Below are 14,090 nucleotides of genomic sequence, written 5' to 3'. Positions count from 1 at the left end.
GGTTCAGGGGAACACGGCGGACAGACCGGTGCGCGGGACCGGCGTGGCGCCCAGTTCGACGTACGCATCACTGGCGGGCGTGTAGACCGGCCAGTCGGCCAGTGACGCGGCGCTCGGCTTGCCCGTGCGGGCGAACGAGGTCCACAGCGTCATGGTGGTGTCGGCCACCGTCGCATCGGTGGCGTCGTAGCCGGCGGAGGCCAGCACGTCGGCGCTGTCGCCGGCCGAGCCCGTGATGCCGTTGCCGTTCAGGTCGCCCACCACGAGCCGCGCGTTGGTGGCCGGGTCGATCACGAGATTGAGCTGGAAGTGCGCCACCACGCTCTCCGGCGCATTGAAGACGTAGGTCAGCTCGCCGCCGTGGTAGGTCTTCAGGCCCTGGGCCCGCCAACCGGCCGGCACGTGGCTGAAGAGGGCCGCGTAGTGCGGCTGCGCGCTGTGGGTGGTCATCCAGGGCAGGACGTTCCTGACGGTGGCGATCGGATCCGGCGTGTCATTGGTGTTCACGACCATCATGAACGGGACGTCGTTGTGCCGCCGCGATTCGAAGCTCACCCGCTCGGTGTCCGGCAGGTAGTGCTTGTCGACGTTGGTGTAGGGGACGAGCGTCGCCGCGGCGGCGGCGATCTCGGTCCACGGGCGTGCGCGCATCTCGGCGAGCGTCGTGGCGCCGAGATTCGTGGCGAGGGTCGTGCCGATCGCTTCCGCTGCGGCCAGGCTGCGGGTGTCGGGGATGAGCGTGCCACTCTGGCTGATGGCGCGGTGGAAGAGGCCCGCGGCGCGGGGCGACGCCATCAACGAAAGCACCTTGCGGCCTCCCCCGGACTCCCCGTAGATGGTGACGTTGTCGGGGTCGCCTCCGAAACTCGCGATGTTCTGCTTCACCCAGTTCAGCGCCATGATGAGGTCCATCTGCCCGTAGTTGCCCGAACCGCCATAGCCGGATTCCTGGCTCAACGCGGGATGAGCGATGTAGCCGAACGGGCCCAGCCGGTGGTTGACGGACACCTGCACCACGTCCTTCGTGACCGGACCGGCCGGGTTGTTGAAGGCCTTGGTGTTGCTGGTGAGCGAGGTGAAGCCCCCGCCATGGAACCAGACCATCACCGGCAGCTTCGCCGCCGTCTTGGGCGTGGTCACGTTGAGGTACAGGCTGTCCTCGCTCATGCCGCCTTCTCCGAAGCGCTCGAGCGCCGGGTTCTGCGCGGCCTGGTCGCCCCAGGCCACCGCGTCGCGCACGCCCGTCCAGGCCTCCGGCGCCCGCGGCGGCCGCCACCGGAGCTCGCCCACCGGGGGCTTCGCGTAGGGGATGCCGAGGAACTGCCATGTCCCCGCAGTGGACTGATGACCGCGCAGCGTGCCGGTGGCGACGGTCACCTCATGACGCGGGCTGGCCGCGCGCTGGAACAACTCCAGCGCCGCCACGGCAGAGGGCGCGCTGCGCGGCCGCGGGTCCGGGTCGGAGAATCCGCCGGCGGACTCGATCGCCGCCAGCAGCGGCGAAAGAGCGGCGCGGAAGGCGGCCGACTCCTGGTCGAAGTCCAGTGGCGTCGGCAGGGTCGCCGCGGCGGCGCGAGCGGCAGCATGGATCTGGATGCCGTTGTTCGGGCTGCCGTCGGCGTCCAGCGCCTGCAGCAGCACCAGCTTGTTGGTCACCCGGCGATCGGAGGCCGCGGTTGCCTCCGGCGTGATGGTCAAGGCGCTGGTCAGCCCGGTGGCCGCGGCCGCGCCCAAGGCGATCCGGCCGATGCTGAACTGCAGCCGCTCACCGGCCTGCAGGCGGAAGTTGCCCCCGGCGTCCGTCTGCTGCGCGCCGGTCTGCGCACCAGAGACCTCGAGCCCGGCCACGGGGATGGGACCGAAGGTGCCGGTCTGTTCGACCACGTCATCCCCACCGCAAGCCACCATGCCCGCGACCATGGGCGCGAGGAACCACGCCGCGGTCGTGCGGCGCGAAGGACGTGCCAAGCGCCGCGAGGCTCGAAGTCTTGAAGGCATGGGCGGGCTCCTGTCTCGGTGAGTCGTTCGGTTTTTGATGTATCTATTCGCGCATCTGATATTTTTCAGAAGCGAGGCGACACCGGTATCGGGTCAAACGATCAGGCATCGGACGTAAAACGGCTAGCGTCCGCCCGGCGTCCGAATGCTCAGGGACGCGTCTTCGCGCGCCGCGGCGCAGCAGGCTGCGGACGAGCGGTGCGGCGCAACGGTGCGTCCAGTGCGGGCGAACCGGCCGTGCCGAGTGCATGCGCAGCAAGCACCAGGCGCACCATGGCCTCGCCCCCGAGGTTGATGTGCAGGCGCATGCAGGCGGCGGCTTCGCCGGCGTCTCCGGCCATGATCGCGGCGACGATGGCACGGTGCTCGGCGTCCGACGCCGTCAGCCGGCCCGGATGATGGGTGCTCCGCTGACGGTACACGGAGAGTCGACGCCGCAGGCCACGGACCGTGTCCACCAGCACCGGGTTGCCGCTGGCGCCGTAGATCGCTTCATGCAGGGCCATGTTCGCCTTGTCATAGCCGGAGAGGTCGTCGGCCTGCGCACACGCGGAGGCCGCCTCGAGCGCGGCTTCGAGCGCCACGCGTTGCTCCTTGCCGGCGCGCTGTGCCGCCATGCCGGCCAGCACCGCCTCGAGCTCCATCACGGCTTCGAGCGTGGCCACCAGCTCGGCCACGCTGGCCCGGCGCACGTAGATGCCCGAGCGCGGCGCGATCTGCACCAGCCCCTGGGCCGCCAGCACCAGCAAGGCTTCGCGCACAGGGGTTCGCGACGCCTGGAATCGAGACGCCAGCTCCCGGTCGTCGATGGCGCTCCCCGGCGGGCGTTCGCCCGACAGGATCTCCCGCTCGACCGCCAGGCGGATGCGGTCCTGGAGGCTGCCGGACAGGACGGCGGGAGGCGGCTCGGTGGTCATGCGCGCAATGTAGCAATCCGGCCCGGCGGTGCAAGGGACGGACTGCACGGTCCCGTCATCAGGAACGCCGGTTGCCCGGCGCGCTCACTTCGCCACAAGGAGACGCACCGTGAACCGATCCCTCTCGTGCCTCGCCCTGGCCGCAGTTGCGGCCCTGGCTGCTGCCGTGCAGGCCGACCCCCTGCCCGCCGACATGACCTACCGCCCATTGCCCACCCAGCCCTTCTCGGATGTGAAGCGCATGGACGAAGCGGCCAAACCCAAGGTGATGCAGCGCCAGAGGGCCTTGCTGGAAAGCCGCTACGACCTCGCCAACAAGCCCGTGCCTGGCGTGATGATGTCGGGCGGCCGCCGTGCCGTGCAGGGTGGCGTGCGGGTAAAGCTGCCGGCCGGCATGACCTGGGACAAGCTGGCCGGCATGAGCCCGGCTGAGATCCGTGAGAAGAACTTGCTGCCCGAGGGCTTCAAGCCCCTGCCTCACGCGAAACAGGCCACGGGCGGCCAGGTGTTTCCGCAAAACCAGATCGACGTCATCGCGCAGCAGGAGCAGCGCGACCTGCGCCGCTTCGACGTGGATTTCGACCTGCCCGATCACTTCACTCCCGAGTTCCCGGCACCGATCTTCCTCACCACCCACCCGGAGCTGGGCGATGTATCGCGCGGCCAGGCACTGACCATCCGCAACTTCTACGAGATGATGAACGGGATCATCACGCCGGTGCAGATGGAAGGCCTGCGCCTGCTGCTCACGCCCTTCCCGCAGGAGGAGTTCAACCAGACCGAGGACCGCAAGGTCGCCCACCAGAGCATGGGCGTGGCCTGCCTGGACTGCCACACGAACTTCCACAGCAACGGCGCCTTCCACCTCACGCCCGACGTGCGGCCCCAGGCCGCCCGGTTCCGCCTGGACACGACGAGCCTGCGCGGCATGTTCAACCAGCAGATCCACGGCTCCAAGCGCTCGCTGCGCTCGGTCGAGGACTTCACCGAGTTCGAGCAGCGCACCGCCTATTTCAACGGTGATCACGTCAGCGCCACGCGCAAGGGCCCGCACCTGCCCGACCGGACGAACCAGGTGGCGATGATGGCGCAGATGCAGAACATCATCGACTTCCCGCCCGCACCCAAGCTCGACTGGCGCGGGCGGTTGAACCCGGAGGTGGCGACCGCACAGGAACTGGCCGGCGAGAAGGTCTTCTTCGGCAAGGGCCAGTGCTCGCAGTGCCACGTGGCGCAGACCTCCTTCCTCGACAACAACATGCACGACCTGAAGCTCGAGCGCTTCTACAAGGTCGGGCAGGTGAGCAACGACCTCGTGCTTCTGCCCGACGGGCCGATCAAGACCTTCACGCTGCGGGGCATCAAGGATTCGCCGCCGTACCTGCACGACGGTCGCCTGCTGACGCTTGCCGACACGGTGGAGTACTTCAACCTGGTGTTGGGCCTGAAGCTCACGGCCCAGGAGAAGGAAGCCCTCAACGCCTACCTGCTCACCCTGTGACCGCGATGGCCACGCCACTTCAGGAGCCCTCGATGCACACGCCACTCTCCCGATCCGCACTGGTTGCGGTACTGCTCGCCAGCGCCTTCGCGGCAACCCCGGCCCGGGCCCAGTTCGGCAACCCCGCCGGCATGCTGCCGGGCACGGTGGAGGCGCAACCCGGCGTTCCCGCCAGCGGCCAGCCCAACGTGCAGGACCGCCTCTTCATCAAGCTGCTCGGCATGGGCAACTCCGGCGAGGTCGACGCCGCAAAGCTGGCAGACAGCCGGGCCAGCCATTCGGCGGTGAAGGCGTTCGCACGGCAGATGGTGAAGGACCACAACGATGCGGGCAGCAAGCTCGCCGCGGTGGCAAAGCCCTTCAACATCGCTGTGCCGAACGAACCGGATCCGGACCAGAAGGTCACCCGGTCGCGTCTGGAAGGCCTGCGCGGTTCGGCCTTCGATGCGGCCTATCTGCAGGCACAACTCGTCGACCACCAGAAGACGGTGCTGCTGCTGACCTGGGTGATCTCGAACGGGCAGGAGGCGTCGGTGCAGGCGTTTGCCAAGGAGACCCTGCCGACCGTCATGGGCCACCTGCAGCATGTGCAGGCCTTGCTCGCCGAGGTGACGGCGGCCGGGCCGCAGGGCCTCGCACGCAACGACAACCCCACGCCCGCGCCTGCACGCTAGGCGTGCGGGCGGCAGAGAGAAGGGCCTGCGCCGGGCCCGATCGTATGGTCTGAAAGGAAGCGCCGCCGCGGGCGTCGATCGGTGGGCGTCCGGCGTCAGCCGCGACTCAACGGAAGACCGGCGCGCGCTTTTCCAACCCGGCCAGCGCGGCTTCGCGCTGGTTGGGGCTGCCGATCAAGGCCTTCTGCTCATGCGCCTCGGCCAGCAGCACGTCCTTCGCGTTCACTGGTGAGGCCCCGTTGAGCAGGCGCTTGGCCGCACGGATGGCATCGGGGCTCGACGCCGCGATGCGGGCCGCGAACTCACGGGCCTCGGCCAACGGGTCTTCGGCGACGCGGGTGGCCAGGCCAATGGCCTGGGCCTCCACCCCCTCGACGATGCGGCCGCTGAAGGTCAGCTCGCGCAGCACATCGGCCCGCACGAGTTCCGTCATGAACACGCAGCCCGACATGTCCGGCACCAGGCCCCATTTCACCTCCATCACCGACATCCGGGCCTGCGGATGGACGATGCGGACGTCCGCCCCGAGAGCGATCTGCAGGCCACCTCCGAAAGCGACGCCCTGCACCGCCGCGATGACGGGCACCGGCAGCTCGCGCCAGCCCCAGCCCACGTGCTGCGCGGCATTGGCCAGCCCATGGGTGCGGTCCAGCAGGTCGGCACCGAGCGTGCCGGCCGTCTTGCCTTCGCCCATCTGCTGGAACCGTCCCATGTCGAGGCCGGCGCAGAAGGCGCGGCCTTCGCCATGCAACACGACCGCACGCAAGCCGGCGTGGTCGCGGAGCTGGAGGATGGCCCGGTTGAGCGCTTCGAACATGGCCGCATCGATCGCGTTCATCTTGTCGGCGCGCACCATGGCCACCTCCGCCACCCCGTGCTCGTTCACCGTGACCCGCACCCGCTCTTCGCTGTTGCTCATGGCTTCTCCGTGGTAGTTCGCCGCCCGATTGCGGCCCGTTCGACGGCACATTCTGCCGGGCGCTGACCTGTCGGCACGTCGCCCGCGTGTCACCTGTCCGGGGTCCGGGACGCCTGGAATTCCGCAGCGGACGAGACACCGCCCGTGCACGATTCCGCGATTGGCCCGGGCAGACACACTTGGAATCGATTCCAGACAACGTTCAGGCTTACGCTCCGCCTCCGTGAACTCTTCCTTTCCTCCCTCTCCGACGCCCTGCCCCGAGCCAGCGTTCCCCGCGGACGTCCAGTCCGGTTCCTCCACGGATTCCGTTGTGTCACGTCGGCATGTGCTTGCACTCGCTGCCAGCCTCCCGCTGACCGCCTGCGGTGGTTCGGACGGTGGCTCGCCTGCCACCGGTACGCCGCCCGCCGGCAAGAGCGCCAAGCGCGGCATCGCCTACGACCTGCGCGACGCCGCCGACCTGGCGGCCCTCGCCCCGGGCCTTAGCTGGTGGTACAACTGGAGCCCCCGCACGACCCTCTCGCCCGACACGGCCCAGGCCAACGCCATGGACTTCCAGCCCATGCTCTGGAACGGCGATTTCGACGACGCGGCGATCGAAGCCGAACTGAAGGCGCGGCCGACGGTCAAGTACCTGCTGCTCCTCAACGAACCCAACCTGAACGACCAGGCGGTGATGTCGCCCGCTGCCGCGGCAGCGCTGTGGCCACGCTACGAAGCGCTCGCCACCAGGACGGGCGTGCAACTCGTTGGTCCGGCGATGACCTGGGGCACGCTGGCGGGCTACGCCGATCCGGTGGTCTGGCTGGACGCCTTCTACGCGGCCTACCGGTCCAGCCACGGCAACCGCGACCCGCGCATCGACTACCTCGCCTTCCATTGGTACGACTATGGGCTCGGCGATCAGCTTGATCGCCTGCTGAAGTACGGCAAACCATTCTGGGTGACCGAGTTCGCCAACTGGCACAGCCAGGCCGATGGTGCACAGATCGACAGCATCGCCAAGCAGAAGGCGCAGATGACGGCGATGGTCGCCACCTGCGAGCGACGCACCGATGTGTTCCGCTACGCCTGGTTCACCGGGCGATGGGCGAACGACGTGCACCACACCAGCCTGCTCGGCGCCAAGGGGGAACTCACGGAACTTGGCCGCCACTACCTGTCGTTGCCGTACGGCGGCTGACCGGTTCGGCACCGGGCGCGGGCCGCACCACGGGGGCGTGCTCGGCCATCAGCGATGCCACCCAGTCGATGAATACCCGCAGCTTCGCGCTCACGTGCCGGTTCGGTCGGAAGGCGATGTGGAGCGGCATGGGCTCCAGCTGCCACCCTTCGAAGAGCGGGAGCAGGTCGCCGCGGGCTCGCGGGATGCGCGCCATGTAGTCAGGCAACCAGAGCACGCCCAGGCCGGCCAGACCGGCTTCCAGGTAGGCATTGCCATCGTCGACCGACACGACGTACCGGCCGTGCACGAGCACCTGTTCGTCACCGCGTCGCATGGCGTAGGGAAAGGGCTTGCCGGCACGCGACCAGAGGAAGCCGACCACGCGGTGGTGAGTGCCCTCCAGCTCGCCCGGGTGTGAAGGCTTGCCCGAGCGGGCCAGATAGTCGGGCGCCGCGTAGACCCGCAGTTGCAGGTCGCCGACCTTGCGGGCGATGAGCGACTGGTCGGAGAGCGCACCACCGCGCACCACGCAGTCGACGTTCTCCCCGATGAGGTCGATCATGCGGTCACTCACGCCGAGGTCGAGCTGGATCTCGGGGTACTGGCGGTGGAATTCGGGCAGGGCCGGAACCAGGATGAAGCGGGCGAGCGGGCTCGGCACGTCGACCCGCAGGCGGCCTCTGGGCGCGCTCGACGCGTTGGACAGGCTGGTCTCGGCGTCGTCCATGTCGGCCAGCAGCCGCAGCACGCGCTCGTAGTAGGCGGCACCATCGGCCGTGACGTTCACCCGCCGCGTCGTCCGGTTGAGCAGCCGCACCCTGAGCCGGGCTTCGAGTTGCTGCACGAGCTGCGTCACGCTCGTCTTGCTCATGTGCAGCGTGGCCGCCGCCTTGGTGAAGCTGCCGGTCTCCACCACGCGCGCGAATGCCTGCATCGCGTCGAACCGATCCATCGCGCCTCCGTCGCCGCCCTTTGATTGTTTGGATTCTACAAACAGTCAAAGGTGGACCTGCCCGTTTATCGGCCGGGGACGTGTGCCTACAGTCACCTCATCGATCAACAACAGGAGTCCATCGATGTCTCAGCGTGATGTGGTGTTCCCGGCAGGACGCCGGGCCCTTTACGAACGCAACCGCTACTCGCCGGCCATCCGGTCCGACGGCTTCCTCTTCGTTTCCGGCCAGGTCGGCAGCCGCGAGGACGGCTCGCCCGAACCCGACTTCGAAGCGCAGATGCGCCTGGCGTTCGACAACCTGAACGCCGTGCTGGCCGCGGCCGGCTGCAGCTTCGACCATGTGGTGGACGTCACCCTCTTCATCGTCGACCCGGAGTCCAGGATGGACGCCATCTGGAAGGTACTTCCGGACTACTGGGGCGCTGCACCCCATCCCACGCTGACGGCCGTCGGCGTGACGTGGTTGTACGGCTTCCAGTTCGAGATCAAGGTGATTGCGAAGCTGCCGGCCTAGCACCCCCGCCGGTCGTGTGGAAACCGGCGCCGGACCACCGGTTGCGGCGGTCCGGCGCGCGGCGGGCATTGCCGCTTAACGAGGCCACGCGCTCTGGAATTGCGCGTTGCGCTCGAACACCCAGGTGGGCGCCGTGCACAACCCGCAGGTGGCGCCGGTGAACAGGGCCTTTGCCTGCGCGTCATCGGCCAACTGCCAGCGCATCCAGGCGGTGGCCGCCGCGCGGAAGTTGCCTCCGTTGTAGGTGCCTTCGAAATGCGTGGCGCCCTGCAGCTCGGCGTAGGCGGCGCGCGCTCGCGACGCACGGCTGTAGGCACTGCGCACGAGCGTCGGCGACACGATGGTGTCGTTCTGGCCGGCGAAGAACAGGATGCTGGCCGTGCTGCCGACCGAATAGGCGCCACCCTGCAGCGGCGCGGCGGTGCGAACCCGCGGATCGCGGGCGGCGGCGACGGCACCGAAGCCGCCTTGCGAATGGCCACTCGCGCCGACGCGCGACAGATCCACCTTGCCCTGGAAGGGGCTGCCGGCGGTGGCATTCAATGCGGTCAGCTGATCGAGGCCGCGCAGCATCTCTGCACCGCTGCCGGCGTTGCTGGTGTTGGCGGCCGCCACGATGAAGCCATGCGACGCCCAATGGCGCAGCAGTGCATCGTAGGCACTTGGCGTCGTGCCCGTGCCGTTGCCCCAGAGGATGACGGGATGGCGCAAGCCGTTGGCCCCCATCGCGCTCGGGTGGTAGTAGGTGTGCTCGGCGGCGCGGACCACGCTGACCGCGTATGCGCCGCGTGCGCCGAAGGCGGTTCCCACCGACGGCAGGCCGCCCGGCACCGCGGGCGGGTTGGTCGGGGCCGGATCCACCGGAGGGAGCGGGGTGGGCGGCGTCACGGGCGGCACCGGCGTGGCCGGTGCGCCGGCGCCGGGGTTCGCCGTCTGGAAGGCGCCGTTGCGCTCGAACACCCAGTCGGCGGAGCCGCACAGGCCGCAGTTGCTGCCGACGAAGGTGGGCGCCGCATTCACGTCGGCGGCCAGGGCCCAGCGCAACCAGGCCGTCGCGGGCCCGCGGAACCCACCCGCGGTGTTGATCGCGGTGAAGTGGGTAGCCGACTTGAGCTCGGCATAGACGGCGGGCGCGGCGCCGATGGCCTGGTACGCGCGCCGCACATTCGCCGCCGGAACGATGTTGTCCGCGCCGCCGGCGAGGAACAGTACGCTGGCCCGCGCTCCGCGGGCGAGGCCCCCTCCCTCGATCGGCACGGCCGTCGTCACGCGCGCATCCGCAGTGGCAGCCACGGCGCCATAGGCGCCTTGCGAATGGCCGCTGGCGGCCACGCGTGTCGTGTCGACCCGACCGAAGAAGGCATCGCCGGCCGTGGTGTCAAACGCCACCAGCTGGTCCAGACCGCGCAGCATCTCGGCGCCGCTTCCGGGGTTCGTCGTGTTGGCCGCCGCCACGATGAAACCATGGGACGCCCAGTGGCGGAGCAGGCCGTCATAGGTGCTCGGCGATGTGCCGGTGCCGTTGCCCCACAGCACCACCGGGTGACGCACGCCGGTGGCACCGGCCGTCGGGTAGTAGTAGGTGTGCTCGGGCCCGCGGCGCACGCTCACCGTGAAGGGGCCGCGCGCCTCGAAGGCGGTGCCCACCGAGGGCACGCCGGGATGCGCCGACACCATGGCATCGGCGCTTGCCGCGGCCGCGCTGGCGGTCGACGTATCGGTCGCCACGGCTTCATCGGCCTCGTGTTCGATCGCCTCGTCGGCGGCAGCGCTTGTTGGCGCAGCGGCCTGGGTGCCGCCTTGCGGTTCGGTACCGCCTCCGCAAGCGGCGAGAAGGAGCGAGAGTGCGAGCGCGGGCAACCGTCGCCGGGATGGGGTCGTCATCAGGAACTCCGTTCAAGGCTGAACGCCGCGGCGATGGCACATGCTGCACGGACGTTCAAAAACAAGGGACGCGGCGGACTGTAGGCGCCAGACCGCCATCCGTGAACTGCTTCACACCATTCGATACTTCTGCGGGTTCCTGATACGTACGGCAGCGGCCACCTCGCCGAGGCGCGACGCCGGCCGGCGCTCATGTGGGGACGCGGCACCAGGTTCCAACCCGGGCATGTCCTACACCGCCTCGGGAAGCGCGTTTGGCGATTTGGGCGCATCATTGCTGCACTGCAACATAGCCCACGGATCAGCAATGAACCCCTCACACATCGCCGACACCATCCAGCAGGCCTTGACCGCCGCCGGCCTGCATCCCACCCACCGGCCAGGCGGCGTGGACGTCCACGGCGTCATCGCCAGCGCGCTCAGCGCTGCCGGATTGACGCCCGGATCGCCTGCCGACTTGCGGTTCAAGCACCCGTACGCCGAGCAGGGCATCGCCGTCCCGGCTTCACGGCACGATCTGCCCGGCCGCTTTCTCTGGGAGCAGCACAGTAGCCCGCGCGGCAGCCGCAGATATCGGCTCTACGTGCCCACCGCAGCACAGGCCGGCCGCCCGCTCCCCTGCGTGATGATGCTGCACGGATGCAAGCAGGACCCCGATGATTTCGCCGCCGGCACCCGCATGAACGCCCTGGCCGAGCGGCATGGCTTCTACGTCGTCTACCCCGAGCAAACCCGACGCGCGAACGGATCGAATTGCTGGAACTGGTTCGAACCGACGCAACAGCATCCAGACGGCGAGGAGCCCGGCGTCCTCGCCGCCATCATCAGCGACGTCGCGGCGACCCACGCGGTCGATCTCGACCGGGTGTACGTGGCGGGCTTGTCGGCCGGCGCCGCGATGGCGGTGATCCTGGGCCAGACCCATCCCGAGGTGTTTGCCGCCGTTGGCGCGCACTCGGGCTTGCCCAAGGGCGCGGCGCATGACATTCCTTCCGCCTTCGCGGCGATGCAGTCGCGGGGGGCGTCGCGCGCTCACGGCACCCCTGCGCGGGCCGTCCGCACGATGGTCATCCATGGCGATGCGGACGCGACGGTGAACATCCTCAATGGCGCCACGATCGCCGGCCAGGCGGTGGCAGCCCACGAGCACAGCGGCGCGCGTCTGCAGCGCCCACCCGCCACCACCTTCGAGCGCGGGGGCCGGCGCTGCACGGTCGCGGTGGTGTGTGATCCGCTCGGCCACCCGCTGGTGGAAGAATGGGTGATTCATGGCGGTGGTCACGCCTGGGCGGGCGGAGATCCAGCGGGCTCGTTCGTCGATCACTCGGGGCCGGACGCCTCTGCCGAACTCGTGCGCTTCTTCCTCGGCGCCCATGCGGCGATCTCTATTCCGACCAGCAGCTGACGCGCCGCGCAACATCCGGCCGGGCGGCCCGGAGGTTTGCCGGCTCGGCGACATCGCCTCCACTGCCTTGAAACAAGCTGGGCGCTCGTTCCCGCGACATCCGGCACGTCCCGCTGGTGCCCTCGCGTTGAGCAGCGCCCGCCGTCTCCGCTATGCGCAGCCAGCGATCGGCGATGGTGCTGGTCGGCCCGATCCCGGGCGCCCGCGTCGGCGTCGTCCGGAGGGGACGCGCGCCCCCCCGGCCGCCTGCCCGTGAACTCGAGGGATGCCCGGACACTCGCCGTTCCCTGACGAGGCCGTCACTTCTTCTCCGGTCCCATCACGTAGTTGGGAAGCCAGGTGACGACCTCCGGAAACACGGTGATGACGGCGATGCAGACCACCAGGCAGGCGAAGAACGGAAGGGCCGCGCGAGCGATGGTGTTGCTGTCCTTGCCCGTCATGCTTTGCAGCACGAAGAGGTTGAATCCGACCGGAGGCGTGACCTCGGCGATCTCGACCAGCAGCACGACAAATATGCCGAACCAGATCAGGTCGAAGCCGGCCAATTGCACCATCGGCAGCACCACGGCGCTCGTGAGCACGATCATGGAGATGCCGTCGAGTGCGGTGCCGAGCACGAGGTAGACGACCACGAGGGCGGCAATCAGCGCGTACGGGCTCAGGTGCATCGAGTTCACCCATTCCGCAAGCTCTCGGGGAATGCCGGTGAAGGCCATCGTCTTCGTGAGGAAGGCCGCACCCGCCAGGATGAACATGATCATGCACGACAGGCGCGTGGCCCCCACGAGGCCTGCCTTGAAGTTCTCCCAGGTCAGGTTGCCGCCGGCAGCGGCGATCACCAGCGCGCCGAGAACGCCGTAGGCAGCGCACTCCGTGGCGGTGGCCCAGCCGGCGATGAGCACCCACACGATGAAGACGATCAGCAGAACGCAGGGAATCAGCGCGGCGCTCAAGCGCAGCTTCTCCGCCAGGCTGTAGCGCGGCTCCGCCGGCGGCATCAGGTGCTTGTTGCGCACGCTCCACCAGGCGATGTAGCCGCTGAACAGCAGCATCAGGATCGCGCTCGGGATGAACCCGGCAAGGAAGATCCGGATGATCGACGCGTCCGCGGCGACGGCGTACACGACCATCGTGATCGACGGCGGTATGAGAATGCCCAAGGTTCCTGCAGTCGCGAGCGAACCCAGCGCCAGCTGCTCGTTGTAGCCTCGCCGCTTGAGCTCGGGCAGCGCCACCTTGGCGATCGTGGCGCAGGTGGCGGCGGAGGAGCCCGACACGGAACCGAACACGCCGCACCCGAGAATGGTCGTGTGCATCAGGCGCCCGGGCACGCGGCTCAGCCACGGCGCGAGTCCCTCGAACATCTGCTCGGACAGCTTGGTGCGGAACAGGATCTCGCCCATCCAGACGAACAAGGGCAGTGCCGCCAGCTCCCAGGAAACATTCGATTCCCAGAATGCCGAGAAGAGGTTCATCCCCGGGGGGGTGCTGGTGAACAGCGCCTGGCCGATCCACCCCGTGATGCCCAGCGTGATGCCGATCCACACACCGCTGGCCAACAGCACCAGCATCGCGATCAACAACAGTCCGCCAACCGATAGCAACATGTGGCGTCCTTAAACGTCGTTGGAAAAGTCGCCGCGCGCGTGGCGCTCTTCCACCAGCGCGACATACGTGGGGCGCAGTCCTTGCAACACGCGGACCCATTCGTCGAGGATGGCGAGGCAGAGGAGGAACGCGCCCAGAACGAAGCTCAGCTGGGGGATCCAGAGCGGAATGACCACCAGCCCACCCGCCATGTCGTTGAACTGGTAGCTGTCCCAGGTCGAGGCGGCCGCCCAGTAGGTGAGGTAGGCGCTCGACACCGCGGCGATGGACAGCGACAGCATCTCGAACAGCCGCCGGCTTCTGGGGCCGAGCTTCTCGAGCATCAGGGTCACCCGCACGAAGTCACCCTGCTTGAACGCGTGCGCCATCGCCAGGAAGGCGGCCCCCGCGCTGAGCCACGCGACGATGTCGTTGATGCCGCCGACGCGCCAGCCGAGCATGCGCCCGACGGACGCGGCGATCATCAGCACGAAGACGGCCAGCACGCACGCCGCAGCGAGGTCACAGGCCCATGAGAAGAGCCTGTCGAGGATGCCGCGCATGG

At 68.8% G+C, this 14,090-nt stretch carries 12 protein-coding genes; 5 read left to right on the top strand and 7 right to left on the bottom strand.

Translation table 11 applies throughout. From position 1 onward, the window contains the following. Nucleotides 1–3 precede the first annotated feature (3 nt). Together ACSQ2F_RS00840 and ACSQ2F_RS00835 are read right to left on the bottom strand one after the other, a co-directional pair. Nucleotides 4–1,998, bottom strand: a complete 1,995-nt coding sequence (locus ACSQ2F_RS00840) for a carboxylesterase/lipase family protein (protein WP_436018809.1) — start codon at nucleotides 1,996–1,998, stop codon at nucleotides 4–6. A gap of 149 nt (nucleotides 1,999–2,147) precedes the next feature. Continuing rightward, a complete protein-coding gene (locus ACSQ2F_RS00835; protein ID WP_436018807.1) occupies nucleotides 2,148–2,915 on the bottom strand; it encodes a GntR family transcriptional regulator in 768 nt (255 codons plus the stop codon). Between the two features lie 109 nt (nucleotides 2,916–3,024). Between ACSQ2F_RS00835 and ACSQ2F_RS00830 the strand changes: the two genes are divergently transcribed. Together ACSQ2F_RS00830 and ACSQ2F_RS00825 are read left to right on the top strand one after the other, a co-directional pair. Further along, nucleotides 3,025–4,416: a hypothetical protein gene (locus ACSQ2F_RS00830; RefSeq protein ID WP_436018805.1), complete on the top strand. Its 1,392-nt coding sequence runs from the start codon at nucleotides 3,025–3,027 to the stop codon at nucleotides 4,414–4,416. A 32-nt stretch (nucleotides 4,417–4,448) separates the two neighbouring features. After that, entirely contained in the window at nucleotides 4,449–5,090 is a 642-nt protein-coding gene (locus tag ACSQ2F_RS00825; protein WP_436018803.1) for a DUF4142 domain-containing protein, read from the top strand. Between the two features lie 106 nt (nucleotides 5,091–5,196). On the opposite strand, the gene ACSQ2F_RS00820 is transcribed toward ACSQ2F_RS00825, so the two are convergent. Beyond that, nucleotides 5,197–6,009: a crotonase/enoyl-CoA hydratase family protein gene (locus ACSQ2F_RS00820; RefSeq protein WP_436018801.1), complete on the bottom strand. Its 813-nt coding sequence runs from the start codon at nucleotides 6,007–6,009 to the stop codon at nucleotides 5,197–5,199. A gap of 313 nt (nucleotides 6,010–6,322) precedes the next feature. Between ACSQ2F_RS00820 and ACSQ2F_RS00815 the strand changes: the two genes are divergently transcribed. Beyond that, nucleotides 6,323–7,195: a glycosyl hydrolase gene (locus ACSQ2F_RS00815; RefSeq protein WP_436018799.1), complete on the top strand. Its 873-nt coding sequence runs from the start codon at nucleotides 6,323–6,325 to the stop codon at nucleotides 7,193–7,195. Here the strand turns inward: ACSQ2F_RS00815 and ACSQ2F_RS00810 are convergent. Then, nucleotides 7,149–8,129 carry a LysR substrate-binding domain-containing protein gene (locus tag ACSQ2F_RS00810; RefSeq protein WP_436018797.1) on the bottom strand — a complete coding sequence of 327 codons (981 nt, stop codon included), beginning with the start codon at nucleotides 8,127–8,129 and terminating at the stop codon, nucleotides 7,149–7,151. The genes ACSQ2F_RS00815 and ACSQ2F_RS00810 overlap by 47 nt on opposite strands. A gap of 124 nt (nucleotides 8,130–8,253) precedes the next feature. Between ACSQ2F_RS00810 and ACSQ2F_RS00805 the strand changes: the two genes are divergently transcribed. Further along, complete coding sequence (locus ACSQ2F_RS00805) at nucleotides 8,254–8,646, top strand: RidA family protein (RefSeq protein WP_436018795.1); 393 nt, start codon at nucleotides 8,254–8,256, stop codon at nucleotides 8,644–8,646. Between the two features lie 75 nt (nucleotides 8,647–8,721). Here the strand turns inward: ACSQ2F_RS00805 and ACSQ2F_RS00800 are convergent, their stop codons facing one another. Further along, complete coding sequence (locus tag ACSQ2F_RS00800; protein WP_436018793.1) at nucleotides 8,722–10,530, bottom strand: poly(ethylene terephthalate) hydrolase family protein; 1,809 nt, start codon at nucleotides 10,528–10,530, stop codon at nucleotides 8,722–8,724. Between the two features lie 226 nt (nucleotides 10,531–10,756). Between ACSQ2F_RS00800 and ACSQ2F_RS00795 the strand changes: the two genes are divergently transcribed. After that, nucleotides 10,757–11,935: an extracellular catalytic domain type 1 short-chain-length polyhydroxyalkanoate depolymerase gene (locus ACSQ2F_RS00795; RefSeq protein WP_436018791.1), complete on the top strand. Its 1,179-nt coding sequence runs from the start codon at nucleotides 10,757–10,759 to the stop codon at nucleotides 11,933–11,935. A 299-nt stretch (nucleotides 11,936–12,234) separates the two neighbouring features. Here ACSQ2F_RS00795 and ACSQ2F_RS00790 read toward each other — a convergent pair whose 3' ends face one another. Together ACSQ2F_RS00790 and ACSQ2F_RS00785 are read right to left on the bottom strand one after the other, a co-directional pair. Then, nucleotides 12,235–13,545: a TRAP transporter large permease gene (locus ACSQ2F_RS00790; RefSeq protein WP_436018789.1), complete on the bottom strand. Its 1,311-nt coding sequence runs from the start codon at nucleotides 13,543–13,545 to the stop codon at nucleotides 12,235–12,237. Nucleotides 13,546–13,554: 9 nt separating this feature from the next. Next, nucleotides 13,555–14,088, bottom strand: coding sequence for a TRAP transporter small permease (locus tag ACSQ2F_RS00785; protein WP_436018787.1), 534 nt, complete (start codon nucleotides 14,086–14,088; stop codon nucleotides 13,555–13,557). Nucleotides 14,089–14,090: the final 2 nt, after the last annotated feature.

This window comes from Rhizobacter sp. LjRoot28, assembly GCF_964253025.1.
GTDB lineage: Bacteria > Pseudomonadota > Gammaproteobacteria > Burkholderiales > Burkholderiaceae_C > Rhizobacter.
Note: the sequence above shows the minus strand (reverse complement) of the source record. Positions and strands in the feature narration are given on the sequence as shown.

Coding starts and splice junctions, on each gene's coding strand:
- ACSQ2F_RS00785 (WP_436018787.1), bottom strand. CDS start 14,088: ATGCGCGGCATCCTCGACAGGCTCTTCTCATGGGCCTGTGACCTCGCT.
- ACSQ2F_RS00805 (WP_436018795.1), top strand. CDS start 8,254: ATGTCTCAGCGTGATGTGGTGTTCCCGGCAGGACGCCGGGCCCTTTAC.
- ACSQ2F_RS00835 (WP_436018807.1), bottom strand. CDS start 2,915: ATGACCACCGAGCCGCCTCCCGCCGTCCTGTCCGGCAGCCTCCAGGAC.
- ACSQ2F_RS00810 (WP_436018797.1), bottom strand. CDS start 8,129: ATGGATCGGTTCGACGCGATGCAGGCATTCGCGCGCGTGGTGGAGACC.
- ACSQ2F_RS00790 (WP_436018789.1), bottom strand. CDS start 13,545: ATGTTGCTATCGGTTGGCGGACTGTTGTTGATCGCGATGCTGGTGCTG.
- ACSQ2F_RS00825 (WP_436018803.1), top strand. CDS start 4,449: ATGCACACGCCACTCTCCCGATCCGCACTGGTTGCGGTACTGCTCGCC.
- ACSQ2F_RS00820 (WP_436018801.1), bottom strand. CDS start 6,009: ATGAGCAACAGCGAAGAGCGGGTGCGGGTCACGGTGAACGAGCACGGG.
- ACSQ2F_RS00840 (WP_436018809.1), bottom strand. CDS start 1,998: ATGCCTTCAAGACTTCGAGCCTCGCGGCGCTTGGCACGTCCTTCGCGC.
- ACSQ2F_RS00795 (WP_436018791.1), top strand. CDS start 10,757: ATGTCCTACACCGCCTCGGGAAGCGCGTTTGGCGATTTGGGCGCATCA.
- ACSQ2F_RS00800 (WP_436018793.1), bottom strand. CDS start 10,530: ATGACGACCCCATCCCGGCGACGGTTGCCCGCGCTCGCACTCTCGCTC.